This window comes from Altererythrobacter chaiwopuensis, from assembly GCF_054957735.1.
Genome location: NZ_JBTXJF010000001.1, coordinates 1,167,034 through 1,186,656, shown reverse-complemented (window position 1 = coordinate 1,186,656; position 19,623 = coordinate 1,167,034). Strand labels below are relative to the sequence as shown.

The 19,623-nt window shown below is 62.2% G+C and carries 17 protein-coding genes; 10 read left to right on the top strand and 7 right to left on the bottom strand.

From position 1 onward, the window contains the following. The first annotated feature begins 8 nt into the window (after window positions 1–8). Complete coding sequence (lgt, locus tag ACX3VQ_RS05790) at window positions 9–935, top strand: prolipoprotein diacylglyceryl transferase (RefSeq protein ID WP_462579967.1); 927 nt, start codon at window positions 9–11, stop codon at window positions 933–935. After that, window positions 932–1,990: a class I SAM-dependent methyltransferase gene (locus tag ACX3VQ_RS05785; RefSeq protein WP_462579966.1), complete on the top strand. Its 1,059-nt coding sequence runs from the start codon at window positions 932–934 to the stop codon at window positions 1,988–1,990. The genes lgt and ACX3VQ_RS05785 overlap by 4 nt, the downstream gene beginning before the upstream one ends. Here the strand turns inward: ACX3VQ_RS05785 and ACX3VQ_RS05780 are convergent. Genes ACX3VQ_RS05780 through ACX3VQ_RS05770 form a run of 3 tightly spaced genes read right to left on the bottom strand, consistent with a single transcriptional unit; the run spans window position 1,987 to window position 4,812 of the window. Then, window positions 1,987–3,522: an ABC transporter permease/substrate-binding protein gene (locus ACX3VQ_RS05780; RefSeq protein ID WP_462579965.1), complete on the bottom strand. Its 1,536-nt coding sequence runs from the start codon at window positions 3,520–3,522 to the stop codon at window positions 1,987–1,989. The two genes, ACX3VQ_RS05785 and ACX3VQ_RS05780, sit on opposite strands and share 4 nt — an antisense overlap. Beyond that, a complete protein-coding gene (locus tag ACX3VQ_RS05775) occupies window positions 3,519–4,280 on the bottom strand; it encodes an ATP-binding cassette domain-containing protein (RefSeq protein WP_462579964.1) in 762 nt (253 codons plus the stop codon). Before ACX3VQ_RS05775 ends, ACX3VQ_RS05780 begins: the two co-directional genes overlap by 4 nt. Window positions 4,281–4,317: 37 nt before the next feature. Next, window positions 4,318–4,812 carry a hypothetical protein gene (locus ACX3VQ_RS05770; RefSeq protein ID WP_462579963.1) on the bottom strand — a complete coding sequence of 165 codons (495 nt, stop codon included), beginning with the start codon at window positions 4,810–4,812 and terminating at the stop codon, window positions 4,318–4,320. A gap of 162 nt (window positions 4,813–4,974) precedes the next feature. Between ACX3VQ_RS05770 and ACX3VQ_RS05765 the strand changes: the two genes are divergently transcribed. The 7 genes from ACX3VQ_RS05765 to ACX3VQ_RS05735 all read left to right on the top strand — a co-directional run bounded on the left by ACX3VQ_RS05765 (window position 4,975) and on the right by ACX3VQ_RS05735 (window position 11,526). Further along, entirely contained in the window at window positions 4,975–6,144 is a 1,170-nt protein-coding gene (locus ACX3VQ_RS05765; protein WP_462579962.1) for an isovaleryl-CoA dehydrogenase, read from the top strand. Window positions 6,145–6,268: 124 nt separating this feature from the next. After that, a complete protein-coding gene (locus ACX3VQ_RS05760; RefSeq protein WP_462579961.1) occupies window positions 6,269–7,876 on the top strand; it encodes a carboxyl transferase domain-containing protein in 1,608 nt (535 codons plus the stop codon). Between the two features lie 126 nt (window positions 7,877–8,002). After that, the gene (locus tag ACX3VQ_RS05755; protein ID WP_462579960.1) at window positions 8,003–8,398 is read left to right on the top strand and encodes an endonuclease domain-containing protein; all 396 of its coding nucleotides are present in this window, start codon (window positions 8,003–8,005) and stop codon (window positions 8,396–8,398) included. 170 nt (window positions 8,399–8,568) lie between these two features. Next, window positions 8,569–9,288 carry a CPBP family intramembrane glutamic endopeptidase, BDIM_20840 family gene (locus tag ACX3VQ_RS05750; protein WP_462579959.1) on the top strand — a complete coding sequence of 240 codons (720 nt, stop codon included), beginning with the start codon at window positions 8,569–8,571 and terminating at the stop codon, window positions 9,286–9,288. 119 nt (window positions 9,289–9,407) lie between these two features. Next, complete coding sequence (locus ACX3VQ_RS05745; protein WP_462579958.1) at window positions 9,408–9,998, top strand: 1-acyl-sn-glycerol-3-phosphate acyltransferase; 591 nt, start codon at window positions 9,408–9,410, stop codon at window positions 9,996–9,998. Beyond that, window positions 9,995–10,795, top strand: coding sequence for a DUF1295 domain-containing protein (locus ACX3VQ_RS05740; RefSeq protein ID WP_462571054.1), 801 nt, complete (start codon window positions 9,995–9,997; stop codon window positions 10,793–10,795). Before ACX3VQ_RS05745 ends, ACX3VQ_RS05740 begins: the two co-directional genes overlap by 4 nt. Before the next feature lie 98 nt (window positions 10,796–10,893). Further along, window positions 10,894–11,526 (top strand): hypothetical protein, encoded by a 633-nt coding sequence (locus tag ACX3VQ_RS05735; protein ID WP_462571055.1) that lies wholly within the window; start codon window positions 10,894–10,896, stop codon window positions 11,524–11,526. 119 nt (window positions 11,527–11,645) lie between these two features. Here ACX3VQ_RS05735 and ACX3VQ_RS05730 read toward each other — a convergent pair whose 3' ends face one another. The 4 genes from ACX3VQ_RS05730 to ACX3VQ_RS05715 form a co-directional block, all read right to left on the bottom strand. Next, complete coding sequence (locus ACX3VQ_RS05730; protein ID WP_462579957.1) at window positions 11,646–12,380, bottom strand: M50 family metallopeptidase; 735 nt, start codon at window positions 12,378–12,380, stop codon at window positions 11,646–11,648. A gap of 10 nt (window positions 12,381–12,390) precedes the next feature. Further along, entirely contained in the window at window positions 12,391–13,479 is a 1,089-nt protein-coding gene (locus ACX3VQ_RS05725; protein WP_462579956.1) for an AI-2E family transporter, read from the bottom strand. Between the two features lie 231 nt (window positions 13,480–13,710). Further along, window positions 13,711–16,239, bottom strand: coding sequence for a DNA topoisomerase (ATP-hydrolyzing) subunit B (gene gyrB, locus ACX3VQ_RS05720; RefSeq protein ID WP_462579955.1), 2,529 nt, complete (start codon window positions 16,237–16,239; stop codon window positions 13,711–13,713). Window positions 16,240–16,322: 83 nt separating this feature from the next. After that, entirely contained in the window at window positions 16,323–17,120 is a 798-nt protein-coding gene (locus ACX3VQ_RS05715) for a PIG-L family deacetylase (RefSeq protein WP_462579954.1), read from the bottom strand. 81 nt (window positions 17,121–17,201) lie between these two features. Between ACX3VQ_RS05715 and ACX3VQ_RS05710 the strand changes: the two genes are divergently transcribed. Beyond that, on the top strand, window positions 17,202–18,743 hold the full coding sequence (locus ACX3VQ_RS05710; RefSeq protein ID WP_462579953.1) for a class I adenylate-forming enzyme family protein: 1,542 nt from the start codon (window positions 17,202–17,204) through the stop codon (window positions 18,741–18,743). Window positions 18,744–19,623 lie beyond the last annotated feature (880 nt).

Below are 19,623 nucleotides of genomic sequence, written 5' to 3'. Positions count from 1 at the left end.
TTCGCTTCGTGCTGTCACTACTTGCCGCCACCGGGGCCGTCGTCGGCGGTACCGCTGACCCGATTTTCTGGAAAGACCTGGGCCTTGTCGAGGGGATCGACCTCGGCTTTTTCACCCTGCGCTTCTATTCGATGGCCTATCTTGGCGGGATCCTGTTCGCCTATTGGCATCTCAGCAAGATGATCAAGGCACCAGGAGCGCCCATGGCGCAGCGCCATGTCGATGACCTGTTCTTCTATTGCACACTGGGTGTGATTTTGGGTGGGCGGCTGGGCTATGCTGCATTCTATCGCCCCGAACTGTTTGTCAGCTTCGAAGGTCAGGGCTTCGTGAGCTGGGAACTGCTGCGTTTGTGGGATGGCGGCATGAGCTTCCACGGCGGGCTGCTGGGCGTGCTGGCGGCGATGGCCTGGGTTTCCTGGCGCGGCAAGCTGCCGCTCCTGCGCGTGACCGATTATGTCGCGGTCAATGTGCCGATGGGCATGTTCCTGGGCCGGCTTGCCAATTTCAACAATGGCGAGCTGTGGGGCCGCGAAACCGATGTGCCGTGGGGCATGGTGTTCTGCGATCTTCCCAGCTTGCCGGGTGAATGCGCCACTACCTTCATCGTGCGCCATCCCAGCCAGCTCTACCAGGCCGGACTGGAAGGGCTGCTGATGCTGGCGATCATGCTGCCGCTGTTCTGGAAGACCGGCGCGCGCTACCGCCCCGGGCTGATGGTGGGCATTTTCACCACCGGCATCGCGACTGCGCGTTTCATTAACGAATTCTTCCGGGAACCTGATGCACATCTGGCCGAATTCGCTGCGACAACCGGGCTTTCGATGGGGCAATGGCTCACAATACCGCTGATTCTGCTTGGATTGATTGTAACGCTCTACGCGCTCAGCCGCGGCCCGGTCGGGACCGGCGGGAGCAAGCCGGCCGGGGTATGAGCGGCGGTGCACGGGCCGATCTGGCGGGCACTTTCCGACGGCTGATCCGCGAAACAGGCCCGATCAGCCTTGCCCAGTATATGGGCGAAAGCAACGCGCACTATTACACCAGCCGCGATCCGTTGGGTGACGCGGGCGATTTCATTACCGCGCCTGAAGTAAGCCAGGTATTCGGCGAGCTGATCGGGCTGTGGCTGGCAGACATCTGGGTGCGGGCGGGGCGGCCCGGGCCGGTGCACTATGTCGAACTGGGCCCCGGACGCGGCACTCTGGCGTCTGACGCGCTGCGCACGGCCGGGCGCTACGGGCTCATCCCGCAGGTGCATTTCGTCGAGGGTTCGGATGCCTTGCGGCAAATCCAGCGCGGCACGATTCGCGGAGTGACGCATCACGCCGATGTCACCACCCTGCCAGAAGATGGCCCGCTGCTGATCATCGCCAATGAATTCTTTGACGCGCTGCCGGTGCGGCAATTGCTGCGCGCCGCAGAGGGCTGGCGCGAGCGGATGGTTGGGCTTGAAGGTGATCGGCTGGTGTTCGTTTATGGCGATCGGCCGATGGATGCCGCTGTGCCGCAAAGCTGGCGCCATGCAAGCCAGGGCACGGTGATCGAAACAAGCCCGGCTGCGGCAGCGGTAATGAGCGAGCTTGCCGACCGCCTGGTGGCGCAGGGCGGGGCGGCGCTGATGATCGACTATGGTTCGCGTGAGAGCCGTGCTGGTTCAACACTGCAGGCGATCAAGGGGCATCAGAAGGTCGATGTCTTTTCGGCCCCCGGCGAGATGGACCTGACCGCGCATGTCGATTTTGAAGTGCTCAGCCATGTCGCGCAGCGCCAGGGCGCGAATTTGCTGGGGGTTCAGATGCAAGGCGAATGGCTAAGCGCGCTGGGGATCGACATGCGGATGGAGGCGCTCAAACGCCGCGCGCCTGACCAGGCCGAGAAACTCGCGCGGCAGCACGCCCGCCTGGTCGCGGAAGACCAGATGGGCCTGCTGTTCAAGGTGATGGGTCTGTCCGGCAAGGGCTGGCCTGCCGAAGCGCCGGGTTTCTAGAGGCCCACCCGCCGCGCAAGCTGGCGCGCGGCTTCATCGGGCGTCAGCTTTTCCTCATCGCGGTCGACCGCAAAATTCGCCGCGCGCATGGCATCGACATCGACCGCGCCCATCAGCGGCTGCAATGCGGCAACAAACGCGGAGTCGTCGGCACGCCCGGGGCTGGCCAGCAGCACGGCATCGTAATTGGGGAAGGCCTGCCGCTTGTCCTCCAGCACGCGCAGCCGGTCTGCGGCGATTCGCCCGTCGGAAGTATAGGCGCCGATCACGTCCGCCTCACCCGATTGCAGCGCGTTGTACATGAAGGTGGGGGCAAAATTGCGCTGGCTGGCGAATTTGAGGCCATAGGCATCGCGCACCGCCGCCCATTCGGGCCGCTCGAAGAATTCGGGATCGCCGCCAACGGTCAGCTGCGGGGCAACGCGCGCGAGATCGGCCAGGTCCTCCACGCCGAGCGCCGCCGCGCGGTCCTCGCGCATGGCGAAGGCATAGGCATTTTCGAACCCCAACCGCCCCAGCACGCGGGTGCCGCTGGTCGCCTGTTCCCATTGCTCGATTTCGGCCAGCATGGTGCCGCGCGGCGGGTTGTCGCGGCGTTTCATCTGGTTGGTCCAGATAGTGCCAGTATAGTCGACCAGCAGATCGATATCTCCGCTCGAGACTGCGCTATGCGCCACTGCGGAGCCCAGCCCGTCGCGATATGCAACCCTGTATCCTGCCGCCTCAAGTTGCTGGCCGATCAGCCGGGCGAGCACATATTGCTCGGAAAAGCCCTTTGCGCCGATCAGCACGCGGTCACGTTCGCCGCTGCCGAATTGCGCGAAGAGCGCTGCAGTAATGCCCAGCACAACCACGGCGAGCCCGCTCAGCGACAGGCTGCGCCTGCGCTCGGCCATCCCGCGTTCGATCAGGCCGAGCAAATTGTCCGCCACCAGTGCGAGCCCGGCAGAGGCGATGCAGCCGGCGAGCACCAGTGCCCAGTTCTGCGTCTGAAGCCCGGCGAAGATCGGATCGCCCAGGCTGGGCTGGCCGATGGTGGTGGCCAGCGTGGCCGCGCCGATGGTCCAGACGCTGGCGGTGCGGATACCCGCCATGATGAAGGGCGCGGTCAGCGGCGCTTCGACCAGCCGCAGCTTCTGCCACCCGGTCATCCCCACGCCGTCAGCCGCTTCAAGCACGCCCGGGTCGAGATTGGCCTGCGCGGTCACGGCGTTGCGCAGGATCGGCAGCAAGGCATAAAGCGCCAGTGCCAGCAATGCGGGCAGGAAGCCCAGCGTGGGCAGGCCTTCGCCGAACACGGCGCGCAGGCTCAGCAGGATCGGGAAGAACAGCGCCAGCAGCGCCAGTGCGGGAACGGTCTGCACCAGGCTGGCAAATCCCAGCGTGACGCGTGCGACCGGTGGGGATCGGCTGGCCCAGACAGCCAGCGGCAGCGCCACCGCGATTCCCAGCGCGATCGCCGAAGCGGCCAGCAGCACATGGGCGGCGAGCTGCGGGCCGAGACCGGCGAGCGCAGCGAGGAAATCGCTCATGCCGGGCCTCCATCGCGCTCCATCGCGGCGAGCCGTTCGGCCTGCGCGCGCGGCACCGCGACGAGGCCTTGCGCTACCTCGCCTCCCTTGCCAGCGACAAGAGCCTGCGGGGTCTCGTCCGCGACGATCCGGCCGGCTTCCATCGCCAGCACCCGGTCAGCCAGCAGCAGCGCCTCGGCCATGTCATGCGTCACCATCACGCTGGTGAGGCCCAGCCGGTCATGGAGCGCCCGCACCCGCTCGCCCAGGGCATCGCGCGTGATCGGATCGAGCGCGCCGAAAGGCTCGTCGAGCAGAAGCACCTGGGGATCGTTTGCCAGCGCGCGCGCCACGCCCACCCGCTGGCGCTGCCCGCCCGATAGCTCGTCGGACATTCGGCCAGCCATTTCAGGCTCAAGCTCGACCAGTTCGAGCAGTTCGGCCACACGCCGATCGGCAAGCTTCTCGCCGCCAAGACGCGGGCCGATCGCGATATTTTCCGCCACGTTCATGTGCGGAAACAGGCCGATGCCCTGGAAGACATAGCCGATCCGGCGCCGCAGCGCGGGCGGCGGCAGCGTGGTGACATCGATGCCTTCCAGGCACACGCGCCCGCTGCTGGGAATGGTGAGCGCATTGACCATCTTGAGCAGCGTCGACTTGCCCGATCCGGAGGCGCCCACCAGCGCCACGAAACTGCCCTGCGCGATGTCGCAGCTCACGCCGTCCACCGCCACCACTTCGCCATAGCGGCGCGTCACCGCATCGAAGGCGATCATCGCGCCATGGCCGGGTTCAGGCTCGGGAAAGATCGTTTCAGCCTTCTTCAGGGCCTGTCGGGGCGAGGTAGGTCACCTGTTGCAGCAGCACTTCGCGACCCTCTTCGCTGGTGACCCGCATGGTGCCGTTCTTCTTGTGCTTGCCCAAGGTCCAGCAGGCGCCCGCGCGGGTCTCATCGGACGGCGTGAAGCAAAGCCGCCCATCGCCCAGCCGTTCCCAGGTGCCGTCAGCCCATGGTTCGCCGTTCTTCATGTCGCGGTACTGGCCTTCGGGATCAAGAAAGGTGGTATAGATTGCACCGTCTTCGCCGGTCGCGCGCCACGCGGTGTTGGCCATGGCCAGCTCTTCGGCGGAGGGTTGGGTGGCCTCATCAACCTGTCCGGCATCGGGGGCCTGTTGCCCCTGATCCTCTCCGCCGCCAGCTTCGCTGCTCGCATCGGCCCCCAGGCTGATTTCATTGGCTGCCCCGTCCTGCGGCGGATTGCAGGCGGCCAGCAGCAAGGTGGACGCAATGAGCGGGGTGATGCGCATGTCTGACCCTCCGGAATTACCTTCACCCCATACCCTAGGCGGCGGATCGCGCGCGGCCAAGGCCGATTGCGCACACCGTGGATTAGCGATTGATTGCAGTCGCAACCGGTTTGCGTGCCGCGCGCGCGCTGGTATGGGCCAATGCGAGGAGATTGTCTGAACATGCGCGCCACCCCTGAGTTCGATTTCCAGCTGGGCGAAAGCGCCGAGATGATCCGTGAGGCGGCGGGCCGTTTCGCCGATGAGCAGATCGCGCCGCTGGCCGCGCAGGCTGACCGTGAGGACTGGTTCCCGCGCGACGAATTGTGGCAGGCCATGGGCGCGTTGGGCCTGCACGGGATTACCGTGGAGGAAGAATGGGGCGGGCTTGGCCTGGGCTATCTCGAACACGTAATCGCGGTGGAAGAAGTGAGCCGCGCAAGCGCCTCAATCGGCCTCAGCTATGGCGCGCATTCGAACCTGTGTGTCAACCAGATCCGCCGCTGGGGCAATGACGAACAGAAGGCAAGATATCTGCCCAAATTGATCAGCGGAGAGCATGTCGGCTCGCTCGCCATGTCGGAAGCTGGCGCCGGGTCGGACGTGGTTTCGATGAAGCTGAAAGCCGAACAGGTACAGGGGGGTTATGTTCTCAACGGCACCAAGTTCTGGATCACCAACGCCACCTGCGCCGACACTCTGGTGGTCTATGCCCGGACCGATGGCCACGCCGGATCGCGCGGGATCACCGCCTTCCTGATCGAGAAGGACATGCCTGGCTTCTCCATCGGGCAGAAGATCGACAAGATGGGGATGCGCGGCAGCCCTACGGCAGAGCTGGTGTTCAGTGATTGCGAGGTGCCCGAAGAGAACGTGATGGGCCCTGTCAACGGCGGGGTCGGCGTGCTGATGAGCGGGCTCGATTACGAGCGCGTGGTGCTGGCCGGATTGCAGCTGGGCATCATGCAGGCGTGCCTCGACACGGTGATACCCTATCTGCGCGAGCGCAAGCAGTTCGGCAAACCCATCGGCAGCTTCCAGCTGATGCAGGCCAAGATGGCGGACATGTATGTCGCGCTGCAATCGGCCCGCGCCTACACCTATGCGGTGGCCAAGGCCTGCGACGCTGGGCAGACCACCCGGTTCGACGCGGCGGGCGCGATCCTGCTGGCGAGCGAGAATGCGTTCCGTGTGGCGGGGGAAAGCGTGCAGGCACTGGGCGGCGCGGGCTATACCAAGGACTGGCCGGTCGAACGCTACCTGCGCGATGCCAAGCTGCTCGACATCGGCGCGGGGACCAACGAAATTCGCCGGATGCTGATCGGGCGCGAACTGATCGGGGCGGCTTCTTGATCCTCCCCGATACTCCCCTCGTCACCCTGAACTTGTTTCAGGGTCCATTGTGCGACGGCGAGCCTTCATTGCTATTGGAGAAATGGATGCTGAAACAAGTTCAGCATGACGGGGAGGATCTGGAATGACTGCACCTGTCCTCACATCGAAGCTCGATCGCGAAAGCCCCGAGGCGAAGGCGCGGTTCGCGCACAACAAGGGCTTGGCTGACGAGCTGCGCGCCGCCGTGGCCGAAGCCGCGCTCGGCGGGCCAGAGAAGCACCGCGAGCGGCATGTTGCACGCGGCAAACTCCTGCCACGGGAGCGCGTCGAGCGCCTGCTCGATCCGGGCTCGCCCTTCCTCGAGATCGGGCAGTTGGCCGCGAACGGCATGTACGAAGGCGACGTCAATGGCGCGTCGATGATCGCGGGGATCGGGCGCGTCTCGGGGCGACAGTGCATGATCGTGTGCAACGACGCGACCGTAAAGGGCGGCACCTACTACCCGATGACGGTGAAGAAGCACCTGCGCGCACAAGAGATCGCGCAGGAGAACCGCCTGCCGTGCATCTATCTGGTGGACTCTGGCGGCGCGAACCTGCCGCATCAGGCCGAGGTCTTCCCTGACCGGGACCATTTCGGGCGGATATTCTTCAATCAGGCCAATATGTCGGCGCTCGGTATCCCGCAGATCGCCTGCGTCATGGGCAGCTGCACCGCAGGCGGCGCTTACGTGCCCGCCATGTCCGACGAGAGCGTGATCGTGCGCGAACAGGGCACGATCTTCCTTGCCGGCCCGCCGCTGGTCAAGGCCGCGACGGGCGAGGAGATTTCAGCAGAGGACCTTGGCGGCGGCGACCTCCATGCGCGCAAATCGGGCGTGGTCGATCACCTTGCCGAGAATGACGAGCACGCGCTCACCATCGTGCGCGATATCGTCAGCCATCTGGGCGCAAACACCGGCGCGGCGGCAGATGTGGCGTTGAAAGACCAGCGCCCGCCCAAGTTCGATGCGGAAGACCTCTATGCCCTGATCCCCGATGACGTGCGCGCGCCCTATGATGTGCATGAGGTGATCGCGCGGCTGGTTGACGGTAGCGAATTCCACGAGTTCAAGGCGCATTTCGGCAGCACGCTGGTTTGCGGTTTCGCCCATATCTGGGGCATTCCCGTGGCAATCCTCGCCAACAATGGCGTGCTGTTTTCCGAAAGCGCGCAAAAGGGCGCGCATTTCATCGAGCTTGCCTGCCAGCGGCGCATTCCGCTGCTGTTCCTGCAGAATATCAGCGGCTTCATGGTCGGCGGGAAATACGAAGCCGAAGGGATCGCCAAGCATGGCGCGAAGCTGGTGACGGCAGTCGCCACCGCCACCGTGCCCAAACTCACCCTGGTGATCGGCGGATCGTTCGGCGCGGGCAATTATGGCATGTGCGGGCGGGCCTATTCCCCGCGCTTCCTGTTCACCTGGCCCAATGCGCGCATCAGCGTGATGGGCGGGGAGCAGGCCGCATCCGTGCTTGCGACCGTCCACCGCGATGCGGAAAGCTGGACGCCCGAGCAAGCCGAGGCGTTCAAGGCGCCGATCCGCCAGAAATACGAGGATGAGGGCAATCCCTATTACGCCACCGCGCGGCTGTGGGACGACGGGGTGGTGGATCCGGTCCAGACCCGCGACGTGCTGGGGCTGGCCCTGGCCGCAACGCTTGAAGCGCCTATTGCTAATAGACCTGCGTTTGGCGTGTTCAGGATGTGATAGCAGGCTCTCTCGCCTGGCAATCCGGCGCCTTGCAGCGGGACAATATGTAGGAAATGTGACGATCCTCGCGATTGCTTGTCTGCGCTCCATCTGCATGCAAGTCAGGCGACAAAGGATTCGGATTTGGAACAGAATCACGCGCCACCGCCCAGCAAGCGGGAAAATGCTGCTTTGCCCAAGATGCATGGCAACATGCATTTGCTGGAGGGTTTACTATGGCGGCAGTTGAGATCGCGGCCGAGCGGGCTGAGGTTCAACAGGCGGCGCGCGACTGGCAAATATGTCCATGACTTCTACTGTCCCGACGCACGGCTTGCGATCGAGCTTGATGCTTCGACGGTTGATCCGGTGCGGGACGACTGGCTGAAGCGCGCAGGAATTGCCACGATGCGGATAACTGCCAAACATATCATTGAAGAGTCCGGCGCTGCGGCCGACGAAATAGTCTCCCGCGCCCGGGCGCTTTTGCCGCAGAGCCATCCCGCGCTTGCTGTGGAGCGCACACCGGAAGCAAGCTGACGAACGCCGTGATAAATGGCGCGAATTGATCCCTCTCGCATTCCCGCGCGCAATTGCTATGCATGTGCGGGGGAGAGGGAACTTTCGTCGTCTGCGCCGCTGGTTCGACCTATGCTGGAAATCCCCAATCAAACCGAATAAATACAAACATATAACAAGGGTCGCAAGCAATGGATGCGGTGGTTTCGATAGGGTTGATCTGTGCAATCCTGGTTGGGTCAGGTTTGATCATTGGACTGATGGATCGCGCGAATTTCGCCCCCCGCTGGCTAATGGCGGGCGCGGCGCTGGTGTTCTTCAACGATGCATTGCTGACGAATTTCTACGGCAATCTTCCTTCCTTCCTCCCGGACAGTGACTGGAACTGGCAGGGCAAGCTCCTTGCTCTGGTCGCTTCGCTGGCGATTGCGCTCCACCCCGCGATCAGCTGGAAGCAGATCGGGCTCACGCTGGCGCAGAAGCGCGAAGGCTTGTTGGGCACTCTGGCCATAGCTTCCGCCTATTGCCTGTTCTTCGTCGCAATTGCCTCGATGTTCCCCAACGATCCGATCCGCGCCGACGCTTTGGCGTTCCAGCTGACCATGCCGGGGCTTGAGGAAGAGATATTCTATCGCGGCCTGCTGCTGTTCATGCTGTACGAGGCGTTTCGTGGCCGCATCCGCATGGCGGGGGTGAACTGGGGATGGTCGGCAGTGCTCACAAGCGTGCTGTTCGGCCTTGCCCACGCATTCAGCTATTCGTCCGCCGATGGAATCAGCTTTGATGCCATGATTATGGCGATGACCTTCATTCCCTCTTTCCTGGGCGTGTGGATGCGTGAGCGTTCGGGCAGCCTGTTGCTCCCCATCGTTGCGCATAATTTCGGGAACTCAATCTTCTTCTTTGTCTGAGGAAGGCGTGATCCTGCCCGCTCCTGCTTTGCAAATCCCCCTCGCAATCCCGCGCGCGGATGCTAGGCATGTACGGGGAGAGAAAAGTGTCGTCCAAGCCCGCTCGCAAGCGTTCCATCATGTCGCGCATTGTGCGGCGCATCATCCTGGCCATATATCGCTGGAAGGGGTGGACGCTCGACGGGCATCTGCCGCCGATCCCGAAATATGTCATCGCCGGCGCGCCGCATACTTCCAACTGGGACTTTGTATTCTTTATCGGTGCAACCGCCGAAGAAGGAGTCGAACCCAATTTCATGGGCAAGCACACGCTGTTCTCCGGATATATGCGCCGCTTCATGCTGGACATGGGCGGCATCCCGATCGACCGGACCAAGCGCAGCAATGTCGTCGAACAGGTAGCTGCCGAATTCGAACGGCGTGACCGGCTAGCGCTGGTAATCGCGGCGGAGGGAACGCGTAGCACAGACGGGAGCTGGAAGTCGGGCTTTTACAACATCGCGCTCGCGGCAAATGTTCCGATCGTGCCTGCGTGGGTATGTAACAAGCGCATGGTGCTGGGTTTCGGGGAACCGATCTGGCCCACCGGGGATTATGGACAGGATCTGTTGAAAATCGCCCGTTTCATGCGTTCCAAACTTCCTGAATATGAGCGCTTCAAGGTGCTGGAAGCGCAAGCGCTAAGCCTGATCGAGGACACAAAGCCATGATCGATGCCCTGCTTTTCAATGCCGCTATCCTGCTTGCACTGATTGTGGTGCTGTGGCTCATTTCCGTGAAGATCAGCGATGTCTCCTTTGTCGATGCCTTCTGGGGCGCGGGCATGGGCATAATGGCGCTTGCCAGTTATTTTCAGCTGGCCCGCCCCGGTGCGCTGGCTACGCTGATCATGGTGATGACCGCCGCATGGGGCTTTCGCCTGGGCGTTTACTTGCTGCGGCGCTGGATGCGCGAGGGTGAGGACAAGCGCTACAGGATGATCCTGAAAAAGGATCGCGAACGCGGCAATTTCGCGTTCGCCGCGCTAACCAAGGTGTGGCTGATGCAGGCAGTGCTGCTGTTTCTGGTGTCGAGCCCGGCGCAGGTCGGCATTCTTGCGTCAGGCGACGCCGCCCCCATCACAGCCCTTGCCTGGGCGGGGCTGGCGATATTCCTGACCGGGATCTTCTTCGAATGGGTTGGCGATTGGCAATTGGCGAGATTCAAGGCTGATCCCGCCAATGAAGGGCAGGTGCTCGATAGCGGTCTGTGGCGCTATACCCGCCACCCCAACTATTTTGGCGATTTTGCCGCCTGGTGGGGGATCTGGCTGGCGTGCGCATCGGCTGGCTGGGAATACGCGCTTTATACATTGGCCGGGCCGATTTTCCTCAGCTTCACGCTCACCAAATGGTCGGGCGTGGCATTGCTTGAAAAGGGGATGGACCGCAGCAAGGGTGACAAATACGCCGATTACAAGCGCAGGACTTCGGCATTTGTCCCGCTCCCGCCAAAAACTCTTTCCTGAAGAAGGCGCAGCCGGCCGGTGCAAATTAAATCGGGCATTGCGGGTTTAAGCCTGGCATCTGAACCCCTAAATTGCCCCTCGAATGCGAGGTCAAGGCGATGATGGCACGGGAAACGCGACAGACGGAGCGCAGGCGCGCAGCACTGCTGGCGAATGAATTGTTCGAGCAGCGCGGCGAGGAAGTTCGCATCGCTGATCTTGCGGCATCGGGCCGTATCCCGCGCCGCATTCTGGACGAGCTTTTCGAGCATGATGACGATCTGTTCGAAGCGACGGTGGAGCTCTGGTTCGAGCCGCATGTGGCTGCGATGGAAGAGGTTGTCGCCAGCGATCTGCCGCCCAATCGCAAGATGTACGAATTCTTCGTCCGGCGTTTCCGTGTCAACCGTGAGCGGTTTCGCAGCGATCCAGCCAGTTTTGCGCTGATGTGTGAAGCCGGAGCAGCCCGCTTCGAACGGGTGCGAAGCTTTGTCGACCTGGCCGACCACTATCTGTGCGAAGTAATCGCGCAGGCTCAGGCCGAGGGGTACTTTCCCGGGCTGGAAATCGACCAGACCTTGTCGCTGATCAACCAGATGGTTGCCAATTATACCATGCCCGAAGCGCTGACCTATCTCGATGACAAGCTGAACGAAGAGAAGCTGGCGCGTATCATCGACACGATCTTTGTCGGTTTGTCGGGGGAAGATGGCGGCTCACGCGGGATCAACACCATCCGGATTGCGACCTGAGCACCGCGAGCTTGCGATCTAGACTCTGTTCGATTTTGGCTGAATCAAAATCTGAGTCTAGATTCTTGGTTTACCGTGATTTCCGAGCCGAGAAATGTTCCATTTCACTCGAAATCACTCTAGCGGCGGCCACTGCGCCCATATTCCTTCAGCGCGTATTTCAGACTGGTACCGATCATCAGTGCAGCGATTGCCACCAGCAGCATCGCCCAGACCCAGTGCGGCAACAGCAGGTTGGCCGCAATCGCGCCGGTATCTGACAGGATCAACTGGCCATTGATCAACGCGCTTTCCATGAACAGATAGTCCCACGACAAAAACATGCTGAGCCCGGCCAGCATGCCGAGAAATTGCAGCGTGAAGCGCCCAATCCCCTCTTGACCGCGCCATGCCAGCAGGGCCAGCGCCGCAGCGATCAGCGGCAGCACGATCCAGCCAGTAGTGGTGCGCACCCAGACCACTGTCGAGATCCCGATAATTGCTGCCAATCCTATCAGTGCCGCGCGCCACAGCTTGTGCCGGGCGCTGGCCAGGATCAGCACCGATCCGATCACGCTGGGCCCCAACGGGCCGCCAGCAGCGATTGCAGCCCGCGCCAGCGGCGATATGCCCGCCGGCGTGCGGCTTTCCGCCAGGCCTGACCCGTCAGGAAAGATCAGCAGCCGGTCGAATTCAAAGCCCAGTGCCAGCGCCGCAAGGCCGTGCCCCATCTCGTGGAACCAGGTGCCCAGAATCATGAAAGGATAGATCAGGTAATTGCCCAGTGGCAGGTGCGGCGCGAACACCACCAGCACGCCTGCAAGAAACAGCCGCCCCAGCTGTTCGGCTTGCGATCCGGGTACAGCCCGCCTCATGCGGCGCGGCTCAACTGTCGCTGCCTGCAATCTTGTGGTGGAGCAAATATTCCTGCGCAATCGACCATGCGGCAAGGAACAACCCGGCCAGCAACGGCCCGAGCACCACCCCGGAAAGCCCCATGGTGGCAATGCCCCCAAGCGTGGTGATCAAGATGATCCAGTCGGGAATTCCCGTGTCGCGGCCAACCAAGATCGGACGCAGCACATTGTCGGCCATACCGATCACCGCGATCCCCGATATTGCCACCAGCACGCCTTCCCATGTCGATCCGGACGCAAGCAGATAGATTGCCATCGGCACCCACACGATGCCGGTGCCGACTGCAGGCAGAAGCGAGAAGATCGCCATCAGCAGGCCCAGCAATAATGCCGCCTCGACGTCAACAATCCAGAAGGTGATCGCCCCCAGCCCGCCCTGTACAAGCCCGACCACGACCGATCCCTTGATCGTCGCCCTCACGATTGACAGGAAGCGTTCGGCCAGGCGCTCGGCGATTTCCAGTTCCAGCGGCAGGCCGCACAGAATCGCGTGGCTGATCTTCTTGCCGTCGCGCAGCAGGAAATAGGTCACATAAAGGCCAAGCAGGAACGAGAGGACAAAACTGAACAATCCGCCACCGATGGCTACCGCTTGCCGGGCGATCATCCCGGCGCTTTCCGTCAGCAATTCCTGGGCCCGCGCTTGCAGTTCACCAAAGTCTGCCAATCCAAGCTGCTCCAGTGGATCGCGCAGCGCGGTGGGAAGCGCGAGCATGATCTGCGAGAACCAGGCCGCTACGTCGAGATCGCCCTGCTGGAAGGCGATCACCACATTGGCCGCCTGCTCGACGATCAGGCCGCCAATGAATAGCGAGGGCAACAGCACCGCAAAGGTAATGAACAACAGTGTGGCGGCCGCCGCCCTGTTCTTGCCGCCATTGAGCCGGGCAAGAAACCATTGGTAGAGCGGCTGGAACATGATCGCTGCCAGCGCTGCCCACAAAACCGGTGTGGCAAAGGGCCAGACCACGAAGGTGACGCCCGCGGTAAGCAAGCCCAGCAGCAAGACGAAACCCAGGTGTTCGTAACCGTCGCCGCGCTGCTGGCTCTCACTCATCAGTGCCTCCATTAACTCTCACAACGCGGCATAAGCTATCGCCGCTGCCGCTGAAAGTGTCGGCAGGGCGAATAGGTCAAATAACTGCCGCGCGAGGCGCTGTGCCAACCAATGGTTGGATCGATGATGGCAATCGATGATGCCAGTCGCGTGGAGCAATCAGAAAAACCAGGCTGACAAAAGCCAGCCACCCGGCTGCGATCAGGAAACAGCTCCGGGCCAGGAGCTGGATCACACGTCGAGATTGGCCACATTGAGCGCGTTTTCCTGGATGAACTCACGGCGTGGCTCCACAACGTCGCCCATCAGACGGGTGAATATTTCGTCGGTCACGTCGGCGTCTTCAACCTTGACCTGAAGCAGCGCGCGGTTGTCCGGGTCGAGCGTGGTTTCCCACAATTGCTCGGCATTCATTTCGCCCAGCCCCTTGTAGCGCTGCACCGAAACTCCCTTGCGACCGGCTGCAAGCACGGCGTCGAGCAGTTCGGTCGGGCGCATGATGGCATCAACTGCGGTGGCGGCGGGCAGATCGTCCGCCTCTACATCATCGTCCGGGACTGCATCGGGCTCGGCGCCTGATTTTACCAGCCGCGCCGGGCGGGCATAGGTTTCGGCATGGCTGCCGGCAAGGCCGTGCAACTTGTGTGCCTCGGCGCTGATCAGGAACTTGGCCTCGATCTCGTGCACGTCGGTTACACCGCGCCAGACCCGCTCGAAGCGAACCACACCATCCTCGCCGATTCTCGCTGACCATTTTGCCTCGGGGTCGGCCATGCCCAGCCGTTCAGCCGTGAATTGCAGCGCCTGCGCCCGCGTAGGGCGATCGAGCGAAGGATCGAGCGCGCCCGACAGGGCCATCTGTTCGATGATCGCCAGATCATACTTGCGCGGGACGAAGCCCAGCAAATTGCGCAGGCGCAGTGCATGTTCGACCAGCGCGCGCAGGTCTGCGCCCGAGCGCGCACCGCCGACCGATTCGAGCACGCGACCCTGCAGCCCGGCATCGACCAGATGGCGGTCGAGCGCGGCCTGGTCTTTCAGATAAACTTCGCTGCGGCCCTTGGCGACCTTGAACAACGGGGGCTGCGCGATGAAAAGATGTCCGGCCTTGATGATCTCCGGCATCTGGCGGTGGAAGAAGGTGAGCAGCAGCGTGCGGATGTGTGCGCCGTCCACGTCAGCGTCGGTCATGATCACGATCTTGTGATAGCGCAGCTTATCAAGGTCGAACTCGTCGCGGATGCCCGTGCCCATGGCCTGGATCAACGTGCCCACTTCCTTCGAGCTGATGATCCGGTCAAACCGGGCGCGCTCGACGTTCAGGATCTTGCCCTTCAGCGGCAGGATCGCCTGGGTCTTGCGATCGCGGCCCTGTTTGGCGGAGCCGCCGGCTGAATCGCCCTCGACCAGGAACAGTTCACTCTTTGCCGGATCGCGCTCCTGGCAATCAGCCAGTTTGCCCGGCAGGCTGGCCACGCTCATCGCACCCTTGCGGCTCATTTCGCGCGCCTTGCGAGCGGCCTCGCGTGCGGCGGCGGCATCGATGATCTTCTGGATGATCGCCTTGGCATCTGCCGGATTTTCCTCCAGCCATTCGGTCATCTTTTCGCTCATCAGGCTTTCGAGCGGCTGGCGCACTTCCGAAGAAACCAGCTTGTCTTTCGTCTGGCTGCCGAATTTGGGATCAGGCAGCTTGACGGAAACGATCGCAGTCAGCCCTTCGCGCATGTCTTCGCCCGACAGACTGACCTTTTCCTTCTTCATCAGCCCGGAGCTGGAAGCGTAATTGTTGATCGTGCGTGTCAGCGCGGCGCGGAACGCGGCCAGGTGGGTGCCGCCATCGCGCTGCGGAATGTTGTTGGTGAAGCACAGCACGTTTTCGTAATAGCTGTCGTTCCATTGCAGCGCGACATCGATCCCGATCCCGTCTTTTTCCGCCGAAACCGAAATCGGGGAGCTGATCAGCGGCTGCTTGTTGCGATCGAGCCAGCTCACAAAGGCTGCGATGCCGCCTTCATAGAACAGGTCGTGCTCGAGCGGTTGCTCGTGCCGGTTGTCGCGCAGCAGGATGCGCACACCCGAATTCAGAAATGCCAGTTCGCGGTATCGATGTTCAAGCTTGTCGAAATCGAATTCCGTCACGTTCTTGAAGGTGTTGTGCGAAGCCTTGAAGGTCACGCGCGTGCCTTTCTTCAAGCCGTTCGCATCGCCATTGCTGGCGGCTGGCGGGGCATCGCCCCGCACTTCAAGCGAGGCAACCGCATCGCCATGCTCGAAGCGCATCCAGTATTCCTTGCCGTCCCGCCAGATGACGAGTTCGAGCCATTCGGAAAGCGCGTTCACCACTGAAACGCCCACGCCGTGGAGGCCGCCCGAGACCTTGTAGGCGTTGTCCTCCGAAGTGTTCTCGAATTTGCCCCCGGCGTGCAGCTGGGTCATGATGACTTCGGCTGCCGAAACGCCTTCTTCCTTGTGCATGCCGACAGGGATGCCGCGGCCATTGTCCTCGACCGATACCGATCCGTCGGGATTGAGTTCGATCAGCACCAGGTCGCAATGGCCCGCCAAAGCTTCGTCGATCGCATTGTCCGAAACCTCGAATACCATGTGGTGCAGGCCGCTGCCGTCATCGGTATCGCCGATATACATGCCGGGGCGCTTGCGCACCGCATCGAGCCCTTTGAGGACCTTGATCGAATCGGCGCCATATTCGCCCATCTGGACGATTTTTTCAGGAATTTTTTCAGGGTTTTCTGACATGCTGATTATATAGGCCGGAGAGGGGTAATTCCCAAGCTTTTCCCCCCTTCAGGCGGCGGTTTTCCACGATGTGTAGCCGCCCGCTAGAAACCCGCGCGCAAATGCACCGATCCTTGCCAGATAGTCTGGTCGAACAGTGCCATCATTCCTGCCCTTGTCGGGGCATCGAATTGAGTCTCGTGGCAGGCGGTGGCCCGCGCCGCCGCGGCCAGGTCGCCGGAATTGTAGCCATAGGCCAGCGTCAGCAACTCAGGATCGGTTTCAGCCCAGTCCTGCATCTCGGGGACGGGGGGCAGGGTTCCCTTGCGGATGCCGGGATAGAGCAGTTCGGGCCGGTCTTCTTCCATTGACTGGACCAGCTGGGTGGTGATCGCGCTGACCATGCGATGGTCCGAATGGCCATATCCGCCATCCGGCCCCCACGTTATCACCCGGTCATAATCACCCTCTTGCAGGATCGCATCCAGCCCTGCCGCAAGTCTGCGCGCGGCACTGCCCGGCTTGCTGGCCCCCACTCCCAGTGTCCCGTCGCCCAGCCGCAGGAACACTGTTTGGTGAACGCCCAATGCATCGGCGGAACATCGCGCTTCGGCTTCGCGCGCGCTAGCCAGTTCAGCGCCGGCCTCGAACTCCGAAACGCCCGGGCCTACATCGCCGCTGGTGGCATAGACCACGCTTACCGCCGCGCCTTCGCGTGCCATTGCGGCCAGCATGGGGGCCACGAACACTTCGTCATCGGGGTGCGCGAAAACCGCCAAGATGCGCGGTGCAGCGGCCGCGCTTTGGGCATGAGCGGCCGGAATTGCCGCAAGCGCCGCAAGCGCCGCAAGCGCCGCAAGCACCAACGCACCCGCTACTATCCGATTGCAGGGTTTGCTCATCCCGATTCTCCTTGGCATTGGATTGCCAGACTGCAAAGTCGCACGCACTAAAGCAATGCGAAACAGGGAGAGAAGCACGCGATGCTGGAAACACTTCAGTCCGAGTTCGGCAATTTTCCGGATATCATCGCAAATTGGGCACAGCGTCAGCCCGGCAAGGTTGCGCTGCGCGATGGCGAACGCGAGCTGACCTGGGGCGAGCTTGGTGATCGGGTTGAGCGGATCGCCGCAAGGCTGGTCGAGACAGGCCTCGAACGCGGGCAATCGGTCGCGATCCTGGGCACGAGCTGCATCAATTATGCGCTGGTGTTCCTCGCCGCAGTGCGTGCGGGCGGGGTGGCTGCGCCGCTTACCACCAGCGCCTCGAAGGAGCAGCTGATCGGCATGGCGGGTGACAGCGGGGCGCGGCACCTGTTCATCGATGCGGCGAAAAGCGCCGAGCTGGGCGCGGATTTCATGCCCGCGCTCGATCATATCGCGCTTGAGCAGATCGAGAGCTGGATGGCGCCCGCTGGAACCCTTGCCCCGGCTTTCACGCCTGGGCCGAAAGATCCGTTCAACATCATCTATTCCAGCGGCACCACCGGCATCCCCAAGGGCATCGTCCATTCGCACCTGATGCGCTGGCGGCAATTTGCCAGCACCGCTTCAAGCTATCTCGAGGCAGGCATTCCGGTGCGCTCGCTCGCCTCGACCCCGCTCTATTCGAACACCACCATGGTTGCCTTCCTGCCCCCGCTGCTGGCGGGCGGCACGGTCAACATCATGGGCAAGTTCAATACTATGGACTGGCTTCAGGTCGCGCAGGAGCACGAAGTGACCATCACCATGCTGGTGCCGGTGCAATACCAGCGGCTGATGGCCGAACCGCGCTTCGACGAATTCGACCTCTCCTCGCTGCTGCTGAAATATTGCACCTCGGCGCCCTTCTCCGCCGAGCTCAAGGCCGAGGTGCTGCGGCGCATGCCGGGCGGGCTGATCGAGATTTACTCGATGACCGAAGGCGGCGTGGTGTGCCTGCTGGCATGCCACGAATTCCCCGACAAGCTGCACACGGTGGGCCGGCCCGCACCGGGCAGCGAATTGAAGGTGCTCGACGATGAAGACAGGCCTGTGCCGCCGGGCACACCGGGCAACCTCATCGGGCGTTCGCAGACGATGATGAGCGGCTACAAGAACCAGCCCGATAAAACCCGCGAGGGTTACTGGACCGATCCTGAAAACGGCGATGTGTGGCAGCGCATGGGCGATATCGGCCGGGTTGACGAGGATGGATTCGTCGAGTTGGTCGGCCGGGCCAAGGACATGATCATTTCCGGCGGTTTCAATATCTACCCGAGCGATCTCGAGGCTGAGCTGGAAAAGGATCCGCGCGTCGCCGAGGCCGCGGTGATCGGGATTCCCTCCGAACGCTGGGGCGAGACGCCTTATGGTTTTGTCAGGCTAACGGTGGGGGTCGCGGAGAGCGAGGTCGATGATATCCTCGGCACGGTCAATGCTCGGCTGGGCAAGACCCAGCGGCTCTCTGCGCTCAAGGCGATCGCGGAAATGCCGCGCAGCCATATCGGCAAATTGCTCAAGACCGAGCTGCGCGAACGCGCCACTGCGAGCGCGGAACGATGAGCTGCCTTGGTATGTTGGGGAAAGCAGCAGTTTCAGGCTGACCTCTGAGTGGTCTTCACATGTTGTCGGCAACAACCGCTGGACGGTCAAGATGTCGAAATAGGCAGTACAATTGGGCCAAGTGGCCCGAGTGCCTGATCGCATTATCAGATGCGGTGAAGTGGTGAGGCGCGGCTCCCGCCCGGACGGGGGGGCTGTGTCACGGGGTGCGGCAGCCGCGCCTCGCTGGCCTGAGGGGAGGGAGATTCTCAGGCATCAGCTATATCTTCGATCATTCCGCACCGGTGCCGATCACTGCGATCTGGCGAGCGTTCAGATCTTTACTTTACTGCCTGAAAGTGGCCCGTTTCGTTTTCACCGGCCACTGCAAGGCATCTGCTAACTGGTTCGCGATCAACCTCATTTTGGTTACAGGTGAATTTGGCTGAAGGCAGATTGCGCGCAGCCGGGTGCGCCGCTGCGGCAAGCTATTGCGAGAGAGGCGCGTCCGCCTGTTGGTTGGGGGGAGGACTGGCGGTGATCGCGCCTCGCTCGCTTCGCTGGTCGCCCGGGTCCGGCCTATGCGGCACGGACCCGTCGGCGTTCCTTGGGAGAGGTTGGAACGCCAGCGACCGGCTGTCAGGACGCGGCTATCCGGGGGGAAGGAGGCCGATTGTCCTGACGCGCTGCAGATAAAGGGGGGAGGATTTCCCTATTTGCAGCGGAGACAGCGAAATAATATTTCGTACGATTGAACACAAATGAGAAAACCACGTAACATGTTGCAAAAAACGCAACTCTGTAACTGTAACATTCGTGGGTGTTGCAGCTGCCGCAGGGCCGCCGCTTCGTGCATAGCGTACGCCGCATGCTGGACAGTCACGCTACGCATCCTTAACGG

Coding starts and splice junctions, on each gene's coding strand:
- ACX3VQ_RS05785 (WP_462579966.1), top strand. CDS start 932: ATGAGCGGCGGTGCACGGGCCGATCTGGCGGGCACTTTCCGACGGCTG.
- ACX3VQ_RS05780 (WP_462579965.1), bottom strand. CDS start 3,522: ATGAGCGATTTCCTCGCTGCGCTCGCCGGTCTCGGCCCGCAGCTCGCC.
- ACX3VQ_RS05775 (WP_462579964.1), bottom strand. CDS start 4,280: ATGATCGCCTTCGATGCGGTGACGCGCCGCTATGGCGAAGTGGTGGCG.
- ACX3VQ_RS05770 (WP_462579963.1), bottom strand. CDS start 4,812: ATGCGCATCACCCCGCTCATTGCGTCCACCTTGCTGCTGGCCGCCTGC.
- ACX3VQ_RS05765 (WP_462579962.1), top strand. CDS start 4,975: ATGCGCGCCACCCCTGAGTTCGATTTCCAGCTGGGCGAAAGCGCCGAG.
- ACX3VQ_RS05760 (WP_462579961.1), top strand. CDS start 6,269: ATGACTGCACCTGTCCTCACATCGAAGCTCGATCGCGAAAGCCCCGAG.
- ACX3VQ_RS05750 (WP_462579959.1), top strand. CDS start 8,569: ATGGATGCGGTGGTTTCGATAGGGTTGATCTGTGCAATCCTGGTTGGG.
- ACX3VQ_RS05745 (WP_462579958.1), top strand. CDS start 9,408: ATGTCGCGCATTGTGCGGCGCATCATCCTGGCCATATATCGCTGGAAG.
- ACX3VQ_RS05740 (WP_462571054.1), top strand. CDS start 9,995: ATGATCGATGCCCTGCTTTTCAATGCCGCTATCCTGCTTGCACTGATT.
- ACX3VQ_RS05735 (WP_462571055.1), top strand. CDS start 10,894: ATGATGGCACGGGAAACGCGACAGACGGAGCGCAGGCGCGCAGCACTG.
- ACX3VQ_RS05730 (WP_462579957.1), bottom strand. CDS start 12,380: ATGAGGCGGGCTGTACCCGGATCGCAAGCCGAACAGCTGGGGCGGCTG.
- ACX3VQ_RS05725 (WP_462579956.1), bottom strand. CDS start 13,479: ATGAGTGAGAGCCAGCAGCGCGGCGACGGTTACGAACACCTGGGTTTC.
- gyrB (WP_462579955.1), bottom strand. CDS start 16,239: ATGTCAGAAAACCCTGAAAAAATTCCTGAAAAAATCGTCCAGATGGGC.
- ACX3VQ_RS05715 (WP_462579954.1), bottom strand. CDS start 17,120: ATGAGCAAACCCTGCAATCGGATAGTAGCGGGTGCGTTGGTGCTTGCG.
- ACX3VQ_RS05710 (WP_462579953.1), top strand. CDS start 17,202: ATGCTGGAAACACTTCAGTCCGAGTTCGGCAATTTTCCGGATATCATC.